The following is a 16,287-nucleotide window of genomic DNA, read 5'->3' as shown; positions in this document are numbered from 1 at the left end:
ACCTGCCCGCGTCCGTCATCGACGCGGATCTGCGATACCGCATGAAGAACCTGCGGCAGGAAGGTGTTGGTAAACTGTGTCGAGGGCGTGTAGTCGATCGACACCACCCCGCCCGTCTCAAGCGTCACCGTGCGAAGAAGATTCGGATTGCCGGCGCCGGCCTGCGAGATCGACACCTCATTTTGATTCTTGACGAAGTCAGGCAAGCCGTCGCCGTTGAAGTCGCCGGAGACGCCGACAGCTTCGCGAGAGAAATCGGACAGTTTGAGACTTGCACCGTTCTGGTCGAACCTGATCGACCAGCTCCGCATCGCGCCGAAGCCGTTTGCGAGAAGATCGAACTTCCCGTCATTGTCGAGGTCCCGCAGCAGGGGCGAGGCATCGATCGTCGCGTCGTTGACGACGCGCTGGAAGCCGCGCCCCGTCGACAGGAAGATGTCGGCCTTGCCGCTGACAAAGGAGACCACATCCCCTGCCCCATCGCCATTGATATCGCCGACAGCGCAAAGGATCGCTTCCTTCTTCATGCAGCTGAAGGCGGTCTGGGTCGTTGTCCAGGATCCGCTGACGAGCCGACGAAGTTGGCTCGTCGAATTGACGCCTGCCGTGAGGAAGCTTTGCATCCCGTTCGCAGAAAGATCGATGGCTCCGACGAGCTTCTTGCTGCTGTCCGAGAAGTCGTAAAGCGCATCGTATCCATCGCCCTCAGGATCCAGGACGATCTTGCCATCGGGGCTGCGCCCCATCTTGCCGCAGGGTGCGGCGTAATCGCCGGAGCAATCGAGCTTCCTCACCTTCAGATCCGAGGTGGTCTGCATCACCATCGGCGTGTAAGGGCCACCGCTGTTGCGCAGCAACAGGACGACGTCCTTCAGATTGCTTCCTGAGATATAGCGGCCGACATAAGGGTTGATCTCGATGGGATTCTTGACACCCGTCGGGGCATGATAATTGCCGCGCGTCGAGCCATCGCCATTGAAGCTGACGATATTCCAGGGCCAGATCTCGACCTGATTATCCGACGCCGGGATATAGCGAATGCCGAAGAGTTCGTCGCGGCCGTCGAAGTTCAGATCGCCGGCCTGCGAGCGCGTGGCATCGAAGAAGGATCGGTTGTTATAGTTGTAGGACACATTGTCATAGGTCATCTGTCGAATGACCTTCGCCGAACCGCCCGTGATGCTCCCGTCAGACGCCATGGCGGCGTCTCGCCCGTAAAGGGTCACTTTGGTCAGACGCGATGTGTTGGACGTCGGCGCCTGATCGTAGGAAAGCGTGTAGGCACTTCTGAGCTGCGTTCCCACATAGGTCGCAATCGTGCGGACACGCTGTTTCGTGTAGGACAAGCTGTAGCCGTTCGCCATGACGACAAAGTCAGGCCGCGTCTCCATGAAGAAGCGGACGCTCATGCCATTGGAGTAGGAAATCCGTTGCGGATAGCAGACGGGCGCATCCGCACATGTATAGGTGTAGGTGAGCTTGTTGCCATTCGTGTCACTGACACTCGACAGAAACCAGCGATTGCGCTGCAGATCGTAATCCGGCGTTCCTGCAGCAGGGCTCGTCCCGGCCAGGGCGGAAACGGAGCTGAATGTCGAAACCGTCCCATCCCGATCCGTCACCGTCCAGCTGTTGGCAGACGCATTGAACGAGATCCGCTTATAGTTCTCAACTTCGGTAACGTGCGTTCCGCCAGCGGAGCAGGATGCGGCCACCATGCCGTTTGAGCAGGGAACAAGCTCCTCCCCGTTCAAAAGATAGATGTCTTTGCTGTCGAAGGCGGGATAGCCGAAGCCCGCAGACGCGCGCTCGATCACGTCAAAGCCATCAAGACCCCAGGCGTAGCCGAGCCAGCCCTGATAAAGACCGCCCAGCCTCGTCTTTCGTGCGGAATTATAATCGAGCGTAACTTTGGGCTCCAACCCTCGAAACTTCGGAACGTCGATGTCGATCGACTGAGAGAAGAAGCCGTTGCCGCTGATATTGGGGATCGGCGGCTTCGGTATCGCACTGATGGCCGGCGCCAGATCATCCCCGGACGAGGCAGCCGAGGCAGCAAGGGTCGTCGCACTTTGAGCAGCTGGCTGTTCTCCAGTCGTCGACAGCGTCGTGACAGAGCCCTGCTTCTCCCCTGTCGACGATGCGTTCGACTTGGCCGGCTGACTGTCCGTCTGATCCAAACTCTCCGCATTTTGTGACGACGTACCACTGCCATTGGCACGATCGACGGCACGTTCATTCTCGCTCGAAGAGCCCTTCGACGTCGCCTGGCTCTTGGTGCCAGTACCCGTCTGGCCTGTATTACTTGTCGGTTGGGCAGTCTGGTCGCCCTCATGGCTCGAAAAACCGCCGCCCCCTCCGAGCCCGGGCGCCGAACCAAGTCCACGATCAGCTGCAAAAGCCATGTTATCATGGACTTGGACGGCAGCGGCGACGGACATGAGGACGCCGCACGACACGACGAATGAACGGAAAACCCGCAGCCGCATGATACCTCCAGTGGTGGCGAAACACGTTGAGGATGCATGCTTAGATATTAAGCGAGAACTTATCAAGAGTGATTTGATGCGCCGCCTGTGAAATTTTTACGACCTGTGGATTTACAACCACCACGGCAAGAAAACGCAAATCAGACTATCGATAACTGTGGACAGTAAACGCGTTAGCCCTCCCTAAAGGATGGCGATCCGCTACCATCGGAACCTTGCGACAGGCGGATAAACAGTATGCGCGTAGACTGGCTCTTTCGACGATATGTTTTTCTTCCCAGCTCTCTCGGTTCGCCTTCTGCGCTTTCTCAGGCCTGCCTAAAATGACAGACTTTCAATCATCTCTGTTGAGCCGGCGCTTTCAGTCGCTTTGGTTGCTCGCGAAGCCACGCAGACCCTACGCAGCAGTTCGAGCGCCCGTTGGACTGTCGCCGGACTCCGAGTATCTAACCTTCTCTAAGGAGAGGAAGCAAAATGTAGGCTGCAGTGGTCATAACTACGTCAGAATCGGATGGCGAACGTCACGGAAATCCATAGCTTGATGGCTTGGTGTGGGGGCGTCGAAGATGTGGGCTAGGTACGCCTCCGCTCGTAACCTCTGAAGCGGCGTGTCTGTTCGTATGATAGCATGCCTTTTCTGGATGAAGAGCCAATCCTTGACCAATAGTTCAGATGCGGTGATCGTTTTGTTAATTTTGCAAGTCTACAACGCATCCGAGTCACTCGTGGCACAATTTGATATCCGGTTTGATGGAAACATATCACACAAGAGAGCTTGTTATTGGACCTCTCACTCATTCTGATTGCTGCTCTCGCCAGCCGCCGGCAGTTAAAAACCTTCATGGGGCTCCGAGTGCAGAAACCAGACATCAGCCTGCCGCAAGACATGATCGAAGCATTGCTCCCGTGAGACGCGCACATGAAGCAGGCGATTTTTGATATCCTCGACTGGTGGGTTGCCGAGCTCGACGCAATTTGGAAAAACCTCAGGCGACTCCCTTCGAAACAGCCACTACTCTACGGCAGTGCGCTTGGCGTCGATCAGCATGAGATATTGACCTCATCCAAGGGGTTTATTTTTTATCCTCATACGAACACGCTTTCAGTCGGTACAGCTTATCTAGATCTCAAGCTTACCGATCGGCGGCTGCCGTATGGCCGAGCAATTGCCGTCGCGCGCGCAAAGCTTGTTGAGCGGACGCCAATCGACCCACGCGTCGTCTATCTTGTTCCTCAAAGTAAGAATTTCGATAATTTCGCTGCAATCAAGAAATCGGCTCTCGATCCTGTTCTGTCGGAATTAAAATCAAATAGGAAAAAGGTATCGCAGCTCGCCCTTCTGGCGGGCGACGTCACGATCATTGTCCCTCATCGTTATCTTGCGCTCGCCGTGCCGAGCTTGAAAGATACAAAAAGTAGGAGTTACGTCAGGGCAGCATTCATGTCGCTTCTCTTGATGTGCGTGATGACATATACGCATGCATTCCTACAGCTCGATTCAGCTGAAGACGAGCTTCAAACGCTGATCCTATCGAAAAAGAAGGAAGCGATGTCGGTTCGGCAATCTGAAGAGGAAAAACAAAAGCGAGCAGATTATCTTAGCTCTGTGTATCGCGCTAAGAATGAGGCTCTTTCCGTTGTAAAATCTCTTGATGAGTTGACAGCTCTATTGCCAGATGGCGTGTGGCTAACAAACCTGTCGGTCAGCGGGGACGGCTTGGAGGTATCAGGTTATGCCCGCGACTCATCGATCGTGATCAATGCATTGGCGGCCTCTGCCGTCTACCGCAATCCCGAATTTACAGCCCCTGTTGTCCGCATCCAAGGCGAAAGTTCCGAACGCTTTGACGTGAAAGCCGGCATTAGGAAGTAATGACCAATCTCCTCATCCACCTCTTGAATTTGCCGCCGAAAACGCAACGGCGGAGCGCTGTGGTAATCTTGTGCATCATCGTTACCATGGGCGTGTCAGGGACATGGCTTTTAAGTGATGTGCTGGTCACAAAGCTGGACATGATCCAGGACATGCGGCGACAACTTTTCAGGCTACATCAACTCGTCGAAAGCCGCCCTGCTCCTGCTTTTCCTATCGACGCTTATCCATCAGATCTATTCCTGGCGGGTTCGAGTGAGGCGACCGTTCAGGCGAAGCTGCAGGAAAAAATCAGCGAGCTGGCGACAGCGTCGAATGTGACGATCGCGTCGCTGACTGGAGTTCCCGCGCGCGAAATCGAGGTCGTCCGATATGTTGGACTGCGGGCAGACGCACAGGGCAACTATGCAGCAGTCCTTGAATTTATACGCCAGATCGAAAGCGCTATGCCTCCACTCGTTATCACGACAGTGAGCTTACGTGGCAATCTTCGCTCCGCGACCGAGGATGTTCTCGCAGAACCGCCGATCTCCGTGGACATCACCATACTCGCGCCGGTCGATCCGACTGTAGCAGCCATGCAAGAGGCGAGCTCATGATCACGGGAGCACGCGCATCTCGCGCTATAGGCATTTTTATTTTCGCAGCTGCTGTGATTTGTCTTGGCTATGTCAATGTGAGACTGCAAACAGATGGCGTGTCGATCACGCCCATCGGCTCCACCGCGACCGACGGACCTGGTGACGATACGCAAGGACGACCTTTAGCTTCGCGGTTCAAGGATCCTCCAGACTATCTGGAGTCCCTTAACCGGCCTTTGTTTAGCCCCTCTCGCCTGCCCTTCGTACCTCGGCCTGAGCCGCCGCCGCCTCTGGCCGAGGTTGCGCCCACACCACCTGATATCGCTCCGCCCCGCGCCATTGATTTCAAGGGAACCCGCATGAGTCACGGCAGGCTCGCAGCTCTTCTCATGACGGAGGATGGGCAAGCGACCTGGTTTGAGGAGGGTCAACTGGCGGGAGAGTGGAAGATCGAAGCGATCTTTGCCGATAGAGTCCTCGTCAATTTCAAGGATCGTAGGCTGACATTATCGTTATATGGCAACGAAGGCATGAATAGCAATGCGTCGACTGCGGCACCCTGACGATCGGGGAAGAGACGAGGCCGGATTTGCACTTATCGTCGTCCTCGGCTTCCTGCTGCTGATGTCGTTTATACTGATTCCTTTTGCGTCTATCTCGCGATATAATCTGCTTCTTGCTCAAAACAAGCTCAACACGGCACGCCTGATGTCAGTTGCGGATACGCTGAACCAGTATTTAGCATCAAAACTACGTGCCGATCCGCTAGAGCGGCTCAGAATGACTCAAATCGGGATGCTCAAGGAAGACTGTGCCATCGGCGATGTCATGATCTCGATCACGATCGTCCCGCATAACAGGCTGATCAATGTAAACATTGCGCAAGAGCCCCTGCTGGTGTCTGGGTTAGAACAACTGGGATTTGGTGCTTTGGAGGCTGATACCATCGCACAGTCAATCGTTGAGTTCAGATCACCATCGGTATCTTCAAGCCCCACAACACATGATGTTGAAAACGGGATGAAGCATGCTCCCTTCGAGGAGCTGGTAGAACTGCATGATCTGCCGGCGCTGCGGTCCGTCTCGCTTCGACGTCTTTCCTACGTCTTTTCTGTTTACGACGGAAGAAGCGTGGATGTGCCGATCCCTGTTAACGCCCTTCCTTCGTCGGTTTATGGCGTGGAGACGAGCGTTTTCGGCGTGCGAGGGAGGGTCGAACGCTATTCGGTTTATGCGCTGTCCGAGGGGTCTGATTTACGTCGTGTCGCCGAAATCGATGACCCCATACTGCCGGAGCCTCGTCCGTCCACCCGGGAATGTTCTATGTTCGAGCCAAATCTGCTGCAACTTGTCGTGGAGATCGTCTAATGCGCAGAGAGGGCGTGTCGGTCGCAGACTTTCTAGCCTTTCTGGACGCCTCAGGCTTAGCGAAGAGCGATGCGGTCATGCGCGCGGGTTCAGCCTTCCGGGCAACTCGACAACCGATCGATCTCGTCATCCGCGAACTCGGAATTCTTCCGGAATTGGATTTGGTCAGAGCGATGGGAACATTCCTCAAGCTGGATGTCCTGGATCGCATACCAGCCGACACCACGACCGAAGCCCTGAACAATTTAGGAACGAGCTTCGCACTCGCGAAAGCAGTCGTTCCGGTTTCCACCCATGGCGCACGATCGAAGCTTTTGGTTGCGGATCCATTTGATATCGAGACGCAGGACGTCGTTCGTTTCTGCTTAGACTTCGATTTCGACGTGGAAATCGCGACGCGTAGCGCCATTGAGAGCTTCATAAGGGACGCGGGCAGCGGGTCCGTCTTGGGAGAGGCAATCGGAAACGACGATGCCGCCATCGACGTTGATCTCCAACGACTGCAAGACGTTGCGCGACAGGCTCCAGTCGTCAAATTTGTCTCGCGCGTCATCCAAGAGGCTGTCGATCAGAAGGCGAGCGATATTCACATCGAACCCGAGCAGGCGTCGCTAAGGGTTCGGTTCCGTCGGGACGGGCTACTAGAAGAGGTCGAGCGAGCAAGTCTTTCTCTTCATGCAGGCGTCGTTAGTCGCCTCAAAATTTTGGCTCGTCTGAACATTGCAGAGCGACGCCTGCCGCAGGACGGCCGGTTGCGGATCGCGGTGCGTGGACAGGACGTTGACTTCCGACTTTCAGTTATGCCCAGCGTGCACGGAGAAACTGTCGTGCTGAGAATCCTGGACCGTGAGACGGTGCAGTTGAATCTTTCTTCTCTCGGCTTCGACGTTGAAGCGTCCACTCGAATCCGTTCAATTACAGCGCGTCCCAACGGCATGCTGCTCATCACAGGCCCAACAGGCTCGGGAAAAACGACAACTCTTTATGCGATCTTGTCGGAACTCAATGAACCATCGTCGAAGATCTTTACCGTTGAGGATCCAGTCGAATACCGCCTGGCAGGGATTACCCAGCTCCAGGTTGATCCCTCGATCGGTTTGACCTTTGCCTCAGCACTACGCTCTGTCTTGCGGCAGGATCCGGATATCGCTCTTGTCGGCGAAATTCGAGATCGAGAAACGGCCCAGATAGCGGTACAGGCCGCATTGACCGGTCATTTTGTACTCTCAACGCTCCATACAAATAGCGCTGTTGGCGCCTTTGGTCGTTTGAAGGATATGGGCATAGAGCCCTATTTGATCGAGGCAACGCTTCGCGGCGTCATCGGTCAAAGACTGGTTCGGAAGCGCTGCCAAGCCTGCCATATTGACGACCACGAGGTGAGATGTACTGTTTGCGGTGGCTCAGGTTATAGCGGGCGCCAGACCACTTTCGAGATTTTACAAATGTCGGACGACGTCCGAACCTTGATTCTTCAAGGCGGAGGCCAAGCAGAGCTGGAATCAGCAGCCAGGCGGAACGGGATGGTTCCGATACGCGAGCATGCCAGGCACTTGGCGGAGCTCGGTGTGACAACGTTTGAGGAAGCGATCCGCGTTGTAGATCTGGAAGGATAAGCCTGCGGTGTTCGACTATGTGGCATTTACAGTAGATGGCATGCGCCGAAAGGGCGTGGTCGACGCTCAGGACCGCGCGACCGCGGAAACGCGCCTTCGGGCAGCCGGTCTTCTGGTCTCGGAACTCAGGGAACGACGCACGCGATCCAAAGAAGGTCAGCGGCAACTAATACGCATGCATCGCCGCTTCAACAACGCCAGATTTTTCTCAGGCCTTGCCATCCTTATGAACGCGGGCATGGCCTTCGACCTCGCTTTGCGCGCGATGAGGAATGCCAGTGAAAATCCCAAAGCAGCTGCGCTTATCGATGGCATCTTGGAGAGCGTTGCGGCAGGTGAGACCCCTTCATCTGCGTTTCAGAAAGCCGGAATCGTCGATGGGAGCATGACGGCTCTGCTGGTAAGCGGCGAACGCAGTGGGCGGCTGGGGCAGGTCATTCAGTTGATCGCTCAGGACTTGGAGCGGAACACGCTTTATAAAAAGCAACTCATTGGCGCGCTCGTCTACCCCGCTTTTTTGATCGTTATGATGTTTACCTCGGTTGCGGTTGTCATGTTTGTCCTTGTCCCAGCGCTGGAGCCGGTGTTCGAGAGTTCGGGAAGGCCGTCGCCGATCATCATTCGCCTGCTGGGTACCTTGAACCGCTGGCTCGACAGTCCAGAGATTATTGGTTGTGCGACCACCTTCGCCATTGTGGGCGTCCTTTTTGGCTGCCTACGGCCGGCTGCCTTTAAGGCCATGATGTCTCGCTGGATTTTGCGCGTGCCCGTGTTGGGTCGAGCCGTTCTTGATCTTCAGCTTGCCAACTACCTCCAGAGCATGGCCCTTCTCGTCGAGAATGGCGTGCCTCTTCCTGAGGCTCTGGAGCTCGCTGCAGGATGCTTTTCGATACCGCATCTGAGGGAAAAGTTTGCAACGCTCACTGAGCGGGTTGCCGTAGGACAGCGTCTGCCTGACGCGATCAGGGACTTGAATGTGTTTTCGGGTGAAGTCGCATCATTGATAGCTGTGGGCGATGAGGTGAACAGGCTTCCTGCCGTCTTGGCAAACGCAGCGCTCATATGCCGCACAGACGGCCAGCAGGCACTCGATCGTTTGATGGCGTTGATGACACCAGCGATTACAATCATCATGGGCGCCTTGATTGGAGGCTTGGTCATTTCGGTGATGACAGCGCTGCTGAGCATTGATGAACTGAGCCTTTCATGACAGCGGTTTCCGGCAGCAAGCAGGTTTCGCGCGTCAAAGACGGCGGATTTACCTTGATCGAGGTGCTCGCCGTTTTGGCCGTTCTTGCATTGGGTTTGGCTGTCGCTCTCCCAAATTTTCGGCAGCTTTTACAGCCTTCTCCGCGCGCCGTGGGACAAAGAATCGCGGCCATGCTTCGGACCGCCCACCTTGCAGCGATCAGCAGCAACGTCACGCAGACGATAACCTTTGACCTTGCAGCCAAGCTCATCAGAGATGAGCGGTCGCGTGCGCAAATTATTGTTCCCTCGCCGATGTCGATTTCGCTGACCTATGGATCCACGGGGCGCGAACCTTCCGCGGCAGGGACGATTATGTTCTACGCGCAAGGGACATCGTCGGGCGGTGAGGTGCGCTTGACGGGTGACGCGGGCGACAAATCGACTATTTCCGTTGATTGGCTGACCGCTAAAATATCGATAAAGCAGGATGACGAACAGTGAAGTTTGACAGCGGAGAGAATGGGTTCACTCTGCTGGAAACTTTGCTGGCATTCCTGATTTTATCGATCATACTGGGCGCCTCCCTACAAACTATCGCGCTTTCTATTCGGAGTTACAATCTATCGAAAGAGGTAAACGACGTTCTAAGACTGTCAGATGAAGCTCGTCTTGATCTAGACCACAAGCATGTTGGCGCCATGATGCACGGTGCGAGCCAGCGTGACGGTCGGGAATATAGCTGGACGGCCGAGCCACATCGTCTCGCCGAGACAAATAAATTTCAATTTATAAAGCTGCTCATTCAGACCCCATCCGGCCGTCAATATGAATTTCTTTATGCGAGCGCGCCATGAAACGTGGCCATCGAGCATTGTCAGAGCGCCAAGGGAAGCTACCAGACGCTGGTTTCGCGCTCATTGAGGTTCTGGTGTCGCTGTGCGTCGTCGTGCTCATCTCAGAGCTTGTTCTGTCAGGAATCACACAGCTCAAGGCCCTTCGAAGGCTTACTCAATCGCAAGAGGCGCAAATTGAACTGAATAGCGGATTCGATTATCTCGAAAATCTTATAGAGAACAGCCGCAAATTACCGCTTATTGCAGATGATCCCGATAACAAGACCCTTTTTGAGGGCGCGGCCGACACAATCAAGTTTGTAGCTGTTGTGCGTGTTACATCATCCCAAACGGGGCTTCGCGATGTCGAGTTACGTTTAGCGAAGGATGAAAAAAGGTTGGATTTAATTCAGCTAAATCGTGTCCGTCGGAGCGGAGCGGTGCGGGACGCACAGAAGTTGTTGGTTATGACTGATATTCGATACTTCAAAATACAGTATCTACCCAGCGAAGTGGATAGCAAATCTACAGCTTGGCTTGACGAATGGACCGACAGAAAACGCGCTCCTCGTGCCCTTAAGGTCGAACTCGGGATCTCAAGGCGTGGCGGAGATTTCAGCAGTGATCGCGTTTTCGAAGTCCCTTCACGTGCCGGCGATTGAATGCTTTAGCGCAAAGCAAGTCGAGGCGCGCTTTTTGGAGTTCTAATCAGAACCAAGCCGTAGAAGCGACGTGAGCGACTGTGGGTTGGCTGACCTGCCATGCACGCTTCGCCTGAATCCGCTTAAAGCCCTCCATCGTTGATCCACCTCGCTTTTCTTGAGCGGTAACGTGGAGACGGGCAGTCGGGCCTCCGTCTTTGTCTTGCGCGTCAGCCAGAGCCGCTGGAGCGAATAGGTGACGGTGATGACCGCGTCGTTAAAGTACAACCGAGTCTCACTGCCGCCATCTTAGCTGGTCACGGTGATAGAGTCGGGCTCACCTCCAAGCAGTCGTTGGTGCCGTAGCCCCGGGGCAAGGCAACGTCGCCGACGGCGATTAAGGCTGTCGAATCGGCCCGCTAAAGGGCCTAGTCCGCTACTCTTCAAATTTCGACCTTTCATGTGCCAATGTTCAATCGAATGAAGCAGTCGGAAGCTAAATCGAGTATATATTCGTTCGCTTAATATTCTCATCGGCTATGATTTTTGATGGTTCTTGATCGAAGACGTACAAATCGTCGCCCAAATTCATCAGATAAACAGTTCCGTTTTCAAAAGTTAAATTGACACCGATGACCCAGGAGTCTGAAATGAGATTTTCTAATTTGATGAGACCACTGCCAACGATCTTGTCCCAAGGAGAAAGATGATTAGCGTCGAGTATCCTAGCATAGCCATATTCACCAATGTCTTGCTCTTGGAGTGCTTCACATCCCCTTGATAAACCAACCGATTCATAATCACTTGCTGTTTTGACCGTCACGCATTCGCCGTTGGAAAATGTGATGCATACTGCAAACGGGTTCTTCCAATTAGTCTCGCCATTGAACTCGTGCACCAAGAATTGCACATTGTCCAAAACGTAGGCTTTATCTGAAGAAAATATCATTTCACCGAAGACCGAGAGCAAGTTGCATGCTTAGGTTGTTTATGCCGTCTTTCATTATAGGTACAAATTCACCTGACGGTGTTGAAATTTCGACGTCATTTCCGTTCATTAAAAAAATTCACCTCCCTCGCATTCTGGTAGGGATCTGAAGTAGGTGAACACCTCCGAGCCCGGCGTGTTGGCATCGATCTCGATATCGGCGCTCGGATGGAGCGTCTTGCCGAACGGCCAGCTCTTGATTGCCCGTGTGCCATCCTGACGTGCTCCCGATAAATTCGGCCATTTAGAACTGGAATTTTCCATTTATCATCCCTGCGGGGAGAGAGGAGAATTCCGATGAAGGCATCGAAGTTTAGCGAGGCGCAGATCGCGTTCGTTCTGAAGCAGGCGGAGGACGGCACACCGATCGGCGAGGTCTGCCGAAAGGCGGGCATTTCCGATGCGACGTTCTACAATTGGCGCAAGAAGTATGCAGGTCTGATGCCCTCCGAGATGAAGCGGTTGCGTCAGCTCGAGGAGGAGAATGCCAAGCTGAAGCGGATCGTCGCCGACCTGTCGCTGGACAAGGCCATGCTTCAGGATGTTCTGTCAAAAAAGCTCTGAAGCCTGCCCGCAAGCGTTCACTTGTCGACAAGGTCCGGTCCGATTGGAAGATATCCATCCGCCGGGCCTGCGCGGTCCTGAAGATCGACCGGTCGCTCTATGTCTACAAGTCGAAACGCGGCGAGCAGGCTGAACTGAAGCTCAGGATCAGGGATATTTGCCAGACACGCGTCCGGTATGGATATCGGCGCGTCCATGTTCTGCTGAAGCGGGATGGATGGCCTGTCAATCCGAAGCGAATCTATCGCCTTTACAAGGAGATGAGCCTGCAACTGCGCAACAAGGTGCCGAAACGGCGTGTGAAGGCAAAGCTGCGGTCAGACCGGACCATTGCGGCCCATTTCAACCATGTCTGGGCCATGGATTTCGTGCATGACCAGTTGGCGACCGGCCGCAAGATCAGGGTACTGACGGTCGTTGATACCTTCTCCCGCTTCTCGCCGGTGGTTGATGCACGGTTCAGCTACAAGGGAGAAGACGTCGTCCAGACCTTGGAACGCACATGTCGCCAGGTTGGCTACCTGGCGGTCATTCGTGTCGATAACGGCAGCGAGTTCATCTCTCGCGATCTCGATCTGTGGGCCTATCACAAGGGTGTTGTGCTGGACTTTTCTCGGCCTGGCAAGCCGACCGACAACAGCTTCATTGAGAGTTTTAACGGGAAGTTCAGGGCTGAGTGCCTGAACGCCCATTGGTTCATGAACCTTGACGATGCGCGGGTAAAAATGGAGGATTGGCGCAAAGACTATAACGAGGTCCGGCCACACAGCGCCATCGGCAACAAGGTGCCGATTTCGCTCATGAACGGCTCATCGGCACCACCGCCGACCTGAGCCATAACCCCGGAAAATTCCAGCTCCCGCTGGCCCAAAATCGGGGTGCACGTCAATCCGGCCCATAGGTCAGGGCCGCCGTGGCATTCTCGCGGGTGACGGAGGAGAGCTGGTTGGCGCCGCTCCACGCGAGGCTGCGACTGCCGTCCGACAGGAGGTTGCCGTTGGCGTCGTAAGACAGGGTCTTGTTGCCGATCTGGGTGGCCGCATGCGGGAATGCAGCAGCAATGATCTGCATAAGCCTGCGTCATCGCACCAATATTAATATAAGAAATTCCCTAAGTTTCCTTCAGTGGGGATCTCTTCCAATCATCAAAAAAGACAGCATACCATGTTGAGAGTACTTCGTAAAATACACTTGCTTCGAGATAAATTTCTGAAAGTTTTGCGACCGGTTCCTCATTAAGGAACCCAATAATTCGCACTTTATCTTTTGAGTCTATATGTATTACATGACTGCCATCATCAAACGCTTCGTCGCCGTCAGGTGCCCATATCAGGAGGTTGTCATCGACATCGCGCATAATCTGTTTGCGGAAATTCTCGCCAAACTTCAAATCAATCTTACCTAAACCATAGGTTTCATACTGGATAATTGACACTAAATCGATAGCGCTAATTTCGTTTTTGATAGTATGTTTTTCCCGCCTTTTAATCCTTAGTTGTACTTCTTTAAACGAGTTTCCAAGCAGGGAAGCATCTGGTTTTGCAACTCCATACCTGTTCGCCTTGATATGTATATTAAATAAGCCGATGGCTAACTGGCTTTCGGATTCTAGAAATTTGCTTACCTCGCTTTGTATTGCAAAAGTCATTTTGTTCCCGATAAGCATTCTATCTCCTCACGCCGAGCTGATTTTTTATATCTTGCGGAATGTTATTCATTCGGATCGGATTAGAGCCTGCTGTTTAGCCGTTCCAGTGCGTTTCACCATTGCTCGGTCTGCTGAACCTATGGATTGTTCCATCGACGTCTTTCGCCCATCTGACACCTGTTTTATCCGGAATTGAATTTTGATACAGTTCATCAACATTCGTTTGCTCGGGGCTTACGGAATTTGGGTGGTGCTTGGGGTTTGACGTCAACGTAGCTTGATTGCTGTCCGCATTTTGCTGCGGATCTTTCTCCCCAGTATTGTCACGGTTGTCCTCATCATCAGGCCCAGGCGCTCCCGAAGCGGAGGCTCCTCCGCCGGTACCTTCAGTATTTTCTCTTGTATCGCTTTTCATTTCCCCGTCACCCATCGGAGTAGCGGTAATGGCAACGATAGCTAAAGCGCTTCCAATAATCAAAGCACCCGCGGGAGTACTCGCGCCAGCCCCAGCTGCAGCAGCTGCTCCACGGCCTCCGCCAAGCCAAGATAGAATTTGTTCAATGATGCCGGGCTCAGCAACGGCCGCTATGTGCCCGTTTTGGTCACTTTTATTGACGGGATCGTTTTGCGAATAAGCATATCGGTTTGTTCCGACGCCCTGGATGGTTGGATCCATGGGATCTGGCGAGATGAAGCGTGCGTTTGCGGCGGAGCCGAAGGGCACGCAGACGAGGCTGCAGATCAGCAGGGTCTACAGAAGGCGGACCCACAGGGTGCGGAGAAAGAGCTGCATCGACAAGCCTCGTTTCGCTGTGCGCGTGATCGAAGAGGATGATTGGGTGGCCGGCCCGGACGATGCCGGGCCGCTGTCGCTGGCATGATGAGGCCCGCGCTGGCGCGAGCCCGCCCGATTACGGATGTCCGGTGTGGAAGAGCGCCTGACCTGCCTGATCACCGGCCTCGTCGGGCGGCACGTAGCGGCCGAAGGCTGGGTCGTAGTATCGGGCATTGAGGTAGGTCAGACCGGTCTGCGGATCGAAGCGCTCGCCGATATAGCTCTTCTGCGTCTGCATGGCGGTGTTGGTGAGCTCGCCGTAAGCCGCATAGCTGGTTTCCTCCGCCACGTTTCCATTGGCGTCGGTCACCCGCCGGATCGAGGCCAGATGATCGCGCAGGAGCACGTATCGGCCGGTGATGCCGCCGGCGGTCGCCGTGATCTTGATGTCGGGATGGGGATATTATACCAATGGTCGCTGATGCTGACTCTTGGGATTCCCAAAGGCGGACGAATCTGAATCTCTGGGGCAAACAGGAGGTTTGCGATGGGTTCAGCGCTTTCTTTGCGGTCGGATTTCGACGGGTCCATGCTACGGCGACTGGCCCGGCAGACGCGCGATGCCGATCAGGCACGGCGGCTTCTTTCGCTCGCATCGATCTATGACGGTGGTTCACGGGCCGATGCCGCCCGGCTCGGCAGCGTGACAGTTCAGATCGTGCGCGACTGGGTGGTCCGCTTCAATGCTCGCGGTCCCGACGGACTGATCAACGGCAAGGCTCCGGGAAAACCTTCTCTCCTGAACGACGAACAGCGAACGGCCTTGGCGCAAGCCATAGAACGGGGACCAACGCCTTATCTCGATGGCGTCGTTCGCTGGCGTCTGTGTGATCTGGCTCAATGGATTTGGGAAGATTTCCGCATCTCGGTGAGCGAGGAGACCCTGGGGCGCGAAGTGCGTGCCATGGGGTATCGCAAGCTCTCGGCTCGCCCAAGACATCATGCGCAGGATCCGGAGGCGGCCGAGGCATTTAAAAAAACTTCCCCGCCGCTGTGGCAGAAATCGCTGCCGGTCCCGCCAAAGGCAAAGTGATCGAAATTTGGTTCCAGGATGAAGCTCGGATAGGCCAGAAGAACAAGATCACCCGCCGCTGGGCTAAGCGGGGATCGAGGCCATCCGCACCGCACGACCAGCGAACCCGTTCGGCCTATATCTTTGGTGCAATCTGCCCCAAACAGGGCAAGGCTGCGGCTCTCGTCATGCCTTGGTGCGACACCCATGCCATGAACCAGCACCTGATCGAGATCTCTCGCCACGTCGCTGACAATGCCCACGCTGTCCTCATCATGGACCAGGCGGGTTGGCATATGTCCAACGATCTGGTGGTCCCAGAAAACATCACCATCTTACCACTGCCGCCCAAATCACCAGAGTTGAACCCGGTGGAAAACATCTGGCAGTTCATGCGCGAGAACTGGCTCTCAAACCGCGTCTTCAAGTCCTACGAGGATATTGTCGATCACTGCTGCTACGCTTGGAGAACCCTGCAGGACCGACCGTGGAAGATCATGTCAATCGGAAGACGCAAATGGGCGCAAGGGTTCTGATCAATGGCGGTTGGTATTAGGTGAAGACCTCCGAGCCCGGCGTGTTGGCATCGATCTCGATGTCGGCGCTCGGATAGAGCGTCTTGCCGAACGGCCAGCTCTTGATTGCCCG

Annotated in this window: 19 protein-coding genes; 12 read left to right on the top strand and 7 right to left on the bottom strand. The window is 54.7% G+C overall.

The features are described 5' to 3' along the window. On the bottom strand, positions 1 to 2,489 hold a 2,489-nt coding region (locus BMX61_RS24855), incomplete at its 3' end, for a SpvB/TcaC N-terminal domain-containing protein (protein ID WP_139311752.1). 919 nt (positions 2,490 to 3,408) lie between these two features. Here BMX61_RS24855 and BMX61_RS23630 point away from each other — a divergent pair. From BMX61_RS23630 to BMX61_RS23590, 9 genes are read left to right on the top strand one after another with little or no spacing between them, the layout of a single operon-like run. After that, positions 3,409 to 4,362: a PilN domain-containing protein gene (locus tag BMX61_RS23630; protein WP_075627993.1), complete on the top strand. Its 954-nt coding sequence runs from the start codon at positions 3,409 to 3,411 to the stop codon at positions 4,360 to 4,362. Beyond that, positions 4,362 to 4,961 (top strand): type II secretion system protein GspM, encoded by a 600-nt coding sequence (gene gspM / locus BMX61_RS23625; RefSeq protein ID WP_075627992.1) that lies wholly within the window; start codon positions 4,362 to 4,364, stop codon positions 4,959 to 4,961. The genes BMX61_RS23630 and gspM overlap by 1 nt, the downstream gene beginning before the upstream one ends. After that, positions 4,958 to 5,506 carry a hypothetical protein gene (locus BMX61_RS24470; protein WP_075627991.1) on the top strand — a complete coding sequence of 183 codons (549 nt, stop codon included), beginning with the start codon at positions 4,958 to 4,960 and terminating at the stop codon, positions 5,504 to 5,506. The genes gspM and BMX61_RS24470 overlap by 4 nt, the downstream gene beginning before the upstream one ends. Continuing rightward, positions 5,484 to 6,311, top strand: a complete 828-nt coding sequence (locus BMX61_RS23615; protein WP_075627990.1) for a hypothetical protein — start codon at positions 5,484 to 5,486, stop codon at positions 6,309 to 6,311. Before BMX61_RS24470 ends, BMX61_RS23615 begins: the two co-directional genes overlap by 23 nt. Before the next feature lie 14 nt (positions 6,312 to 6,325). Next, positions 6,326 to 7,927, top strand: coding sequence for a GspE/PulE family protein (locus tag BMX61_RS23610; RefSeq protein ID WP_234794807.1), 1,602 nt, complete (start codon positions 6,326 to 6,328; stop codon positions 7,925 to 7,927). Between the two features lie 7 nt (positions 7,928 to 7,934). Next, complete coding sequence (locus tag BMX61_RS23605) at positions 7,935 to 9,137, top strand: type II secretion system F family protein (RefSeq protein WP_083639457.1); 1,203 nt, start codon at positions 7,935 to 7,937, stop codon at positions 9,135 to 9,137. Beyond that, the gene (locus tag BMX61_RS23600; RefSeq protein WP_075627988.1) at positions 9,134 to 9,619 is read left to right on the top strand and encodes a GspH/FimT family pseudopilin; all 486 of its coding nucleotides are present in this window, start codon (positions 9,134 to 9,136) and stop codon (positions 9,617 to 9,619) included. The genes BMX61_RS23605 and BMX61_RS23600 overlap by 4 nt, the downstream gene beginning before the upstream one ends. Further along, positions 9,616 to 9,972, top strand: a complete 357-nt coding sequence (locus BMX61_RS23595) for a prepilin-type N-terminal cleavage/methylation domain-containing protein (RefSeq protein ID WP_075627987.1) — start codon at positions 9,616 to 9,618, stop codon at positions 9,970 to 9,972. Before BMX61_RS23600 ends, BMX61_RS23595 begins: the two co-directional genes overlap by 4 nt. After that, positions 9,969 to 10,613: a hypothetical protein gene (locus BMX61_RS23590; RefSeq protein WP_139199000.1), complete on the top strand. Its 645-nt coding sequence runs from the start codon at positions 9,969 to 9,971 to the stop codon at positions 10,611 to 10,613. The genes BMX61_RS23595 and BMX61_RS23590 overlap by 4 nt, the downstream gene beginning before the upstream one ends. A 475-nt stretch (positions 10,614 to 11,088) precedes the next feature. Here BMX61_RS23590 and BMX61_RS23585 read toward each other — a convergent pair whose 3' ends face one another. Both BMX61_RS23585 and BMX61_RS24465 read right to left on the bottom strand, forming a co-directional pair. Continuing rightward, entirely contained in the window at positions 11,089 to 11,493 is a 405-nt protein-coding gene (locus BMX61_RS23585) for a hypothetical protein (protein ID WP_170855012.1), read from the bottom strand. Between the two features lie 156 nt (positions 11,494 to 11,649). After that, on the bottom strand, positions 11,650 to 11,844 hold the full coding sequence (locus BMX61_RS24465) for a hypothetical protein (RefSeq protein ID WP_139198999.1): 195 nt from the start codon (positions 11,842 to 11,844) through the stop codon (positions 11,650 to 11,652). Between the two features lie 33 nt (positions 11,845 to 11,877). On the opposite strand from BMX61_RS24465, the gene BMX61_RS23580 reads away from it, so the two are divergent. Then, positions 11,878 to 12,977 (top strand): IS3 family transposase gene (locus tag BMX61_RS23580; RefSeq protein ID WP_092743069.1). Its coding sequence is split into 2 segments (ribosomal slippage): positions 11,878 to 12,130 and positions 12,130 to 12,977, totalling 1,101 coding nucleotides; the frame shifts between segments, so codons are not numbered across the junction. Positions 12,978 to 13,029: 52 nt separating this feature from the next. On the opposite strand, the gene BMX61_RS23575 is transcribed toward BMX61_RS23580, so the two are convergent. The 3 genes from BMX61_RS23575 to BMX61_RS24850 form a co-directional block, all read right to left on the bottom strand. Next, a complete protein-coding gene (locus tag BMX61_RS23575) occupies positions 13,030 to 13,215 on the bottom strand; it encodes a hypothetical protein (RefSeq protein WP_075627983.1) in 186 nt (61 codons plus the stop codon). Between the two features lie 40 nt (positions 13,216 to 13,255). Beyond that, on the bottom strand, positions 13,256 to 13,810 hold the full coding sequence (locus tag BMX61_RS23570) for an Imm42 family immunity protein (protein ID WP_075627982.1): 555 nt from the start codon (positions 13,808 to 13,810) through the stop codon (positions 13,256 to 13,258). 76 nt (positions 13,811 to 13,886) lie between these two features. Continuing rightward, positions 13,887 to 14,468, bottom strand: coding sequence for an RHS repeat-associated core domain-containing protein (locus BMX61_RS24850; RefSeq protein ID WP_170855011.1), 582 nt, complete (start codon positions 14,466 to 14,468; stop codon positions 13,887 to 13,889). A 13-nt stretch (positions 14,469 to 14,481) separates the two neighbouring features. Here BMX61_RS24850 and BMX61_RS24845 point away from each other — a divergent pair, with 13 nt between their 5' ends. Beyond that, positions 14,482 to 14,673, top strand: coding sequence for a hypothetical protein (locus tag BMX61_RS24845; RefSeq protein ID WP_170855010.1), 192 nt, complete (start codon positions 14,482 to 14,484; stop codon positions 14,671 to 14,673). 30 nt (positions 14,674 to 14,703) lie between these two features. On the opposite strand, the gene BMX61_RS23560 is transcribed toward BMX61_RS24845, so the two are convergent. Continuing rightward, on the bottom strand, positions 14,704 to 14,973 hold the full coding sequence (locus tag BMX61_RS23560) for an RHS repeat-associated core domain-containing protein (RefSeq protein WP_170855009.1): 270 nt from the start codon (positions 14,971 to 14,973) through the stop codon (positions 14,704 to 14,706). Between the two features lie 141 nt (positions 14,974 to 15,114). Here BMX61_RS23560 and BMX61_RS23555 point away from each other — a divergent pair. Then, positions 15,115 to 16,175 (top strand): IS630 family transposase gene (locus tag BMX61_RS23555; RefSeq protein ID WP_092743060.1). Its coding sequence is split into 2 segments (ribosomal slippage): positions 15,115 to 15,607 and positions 15,607 to 16,175, totalling 1,062 coding nucleotides; the frame shifts between segments, so codons are not numbered across the junction. Positions 16,176 to 16,287: the final 112 nt, after the last annotated feature.

The organism is Xaviernesmea oryzae (genome assembly GCF_900109605.1).
GTDB classification, from domain to species: domain Bacteria; phylum Pseudomonadota; class Alphaproteobacteria; order Rhizobiales; family Rhizobiaceae; genus Xaviernesmea; species Xaviernesmea oryzae.
Note: the sequence above shows the minus strand (reverse complement) of the source record. Positions and strands in the feature narration are given on the sequence as shown.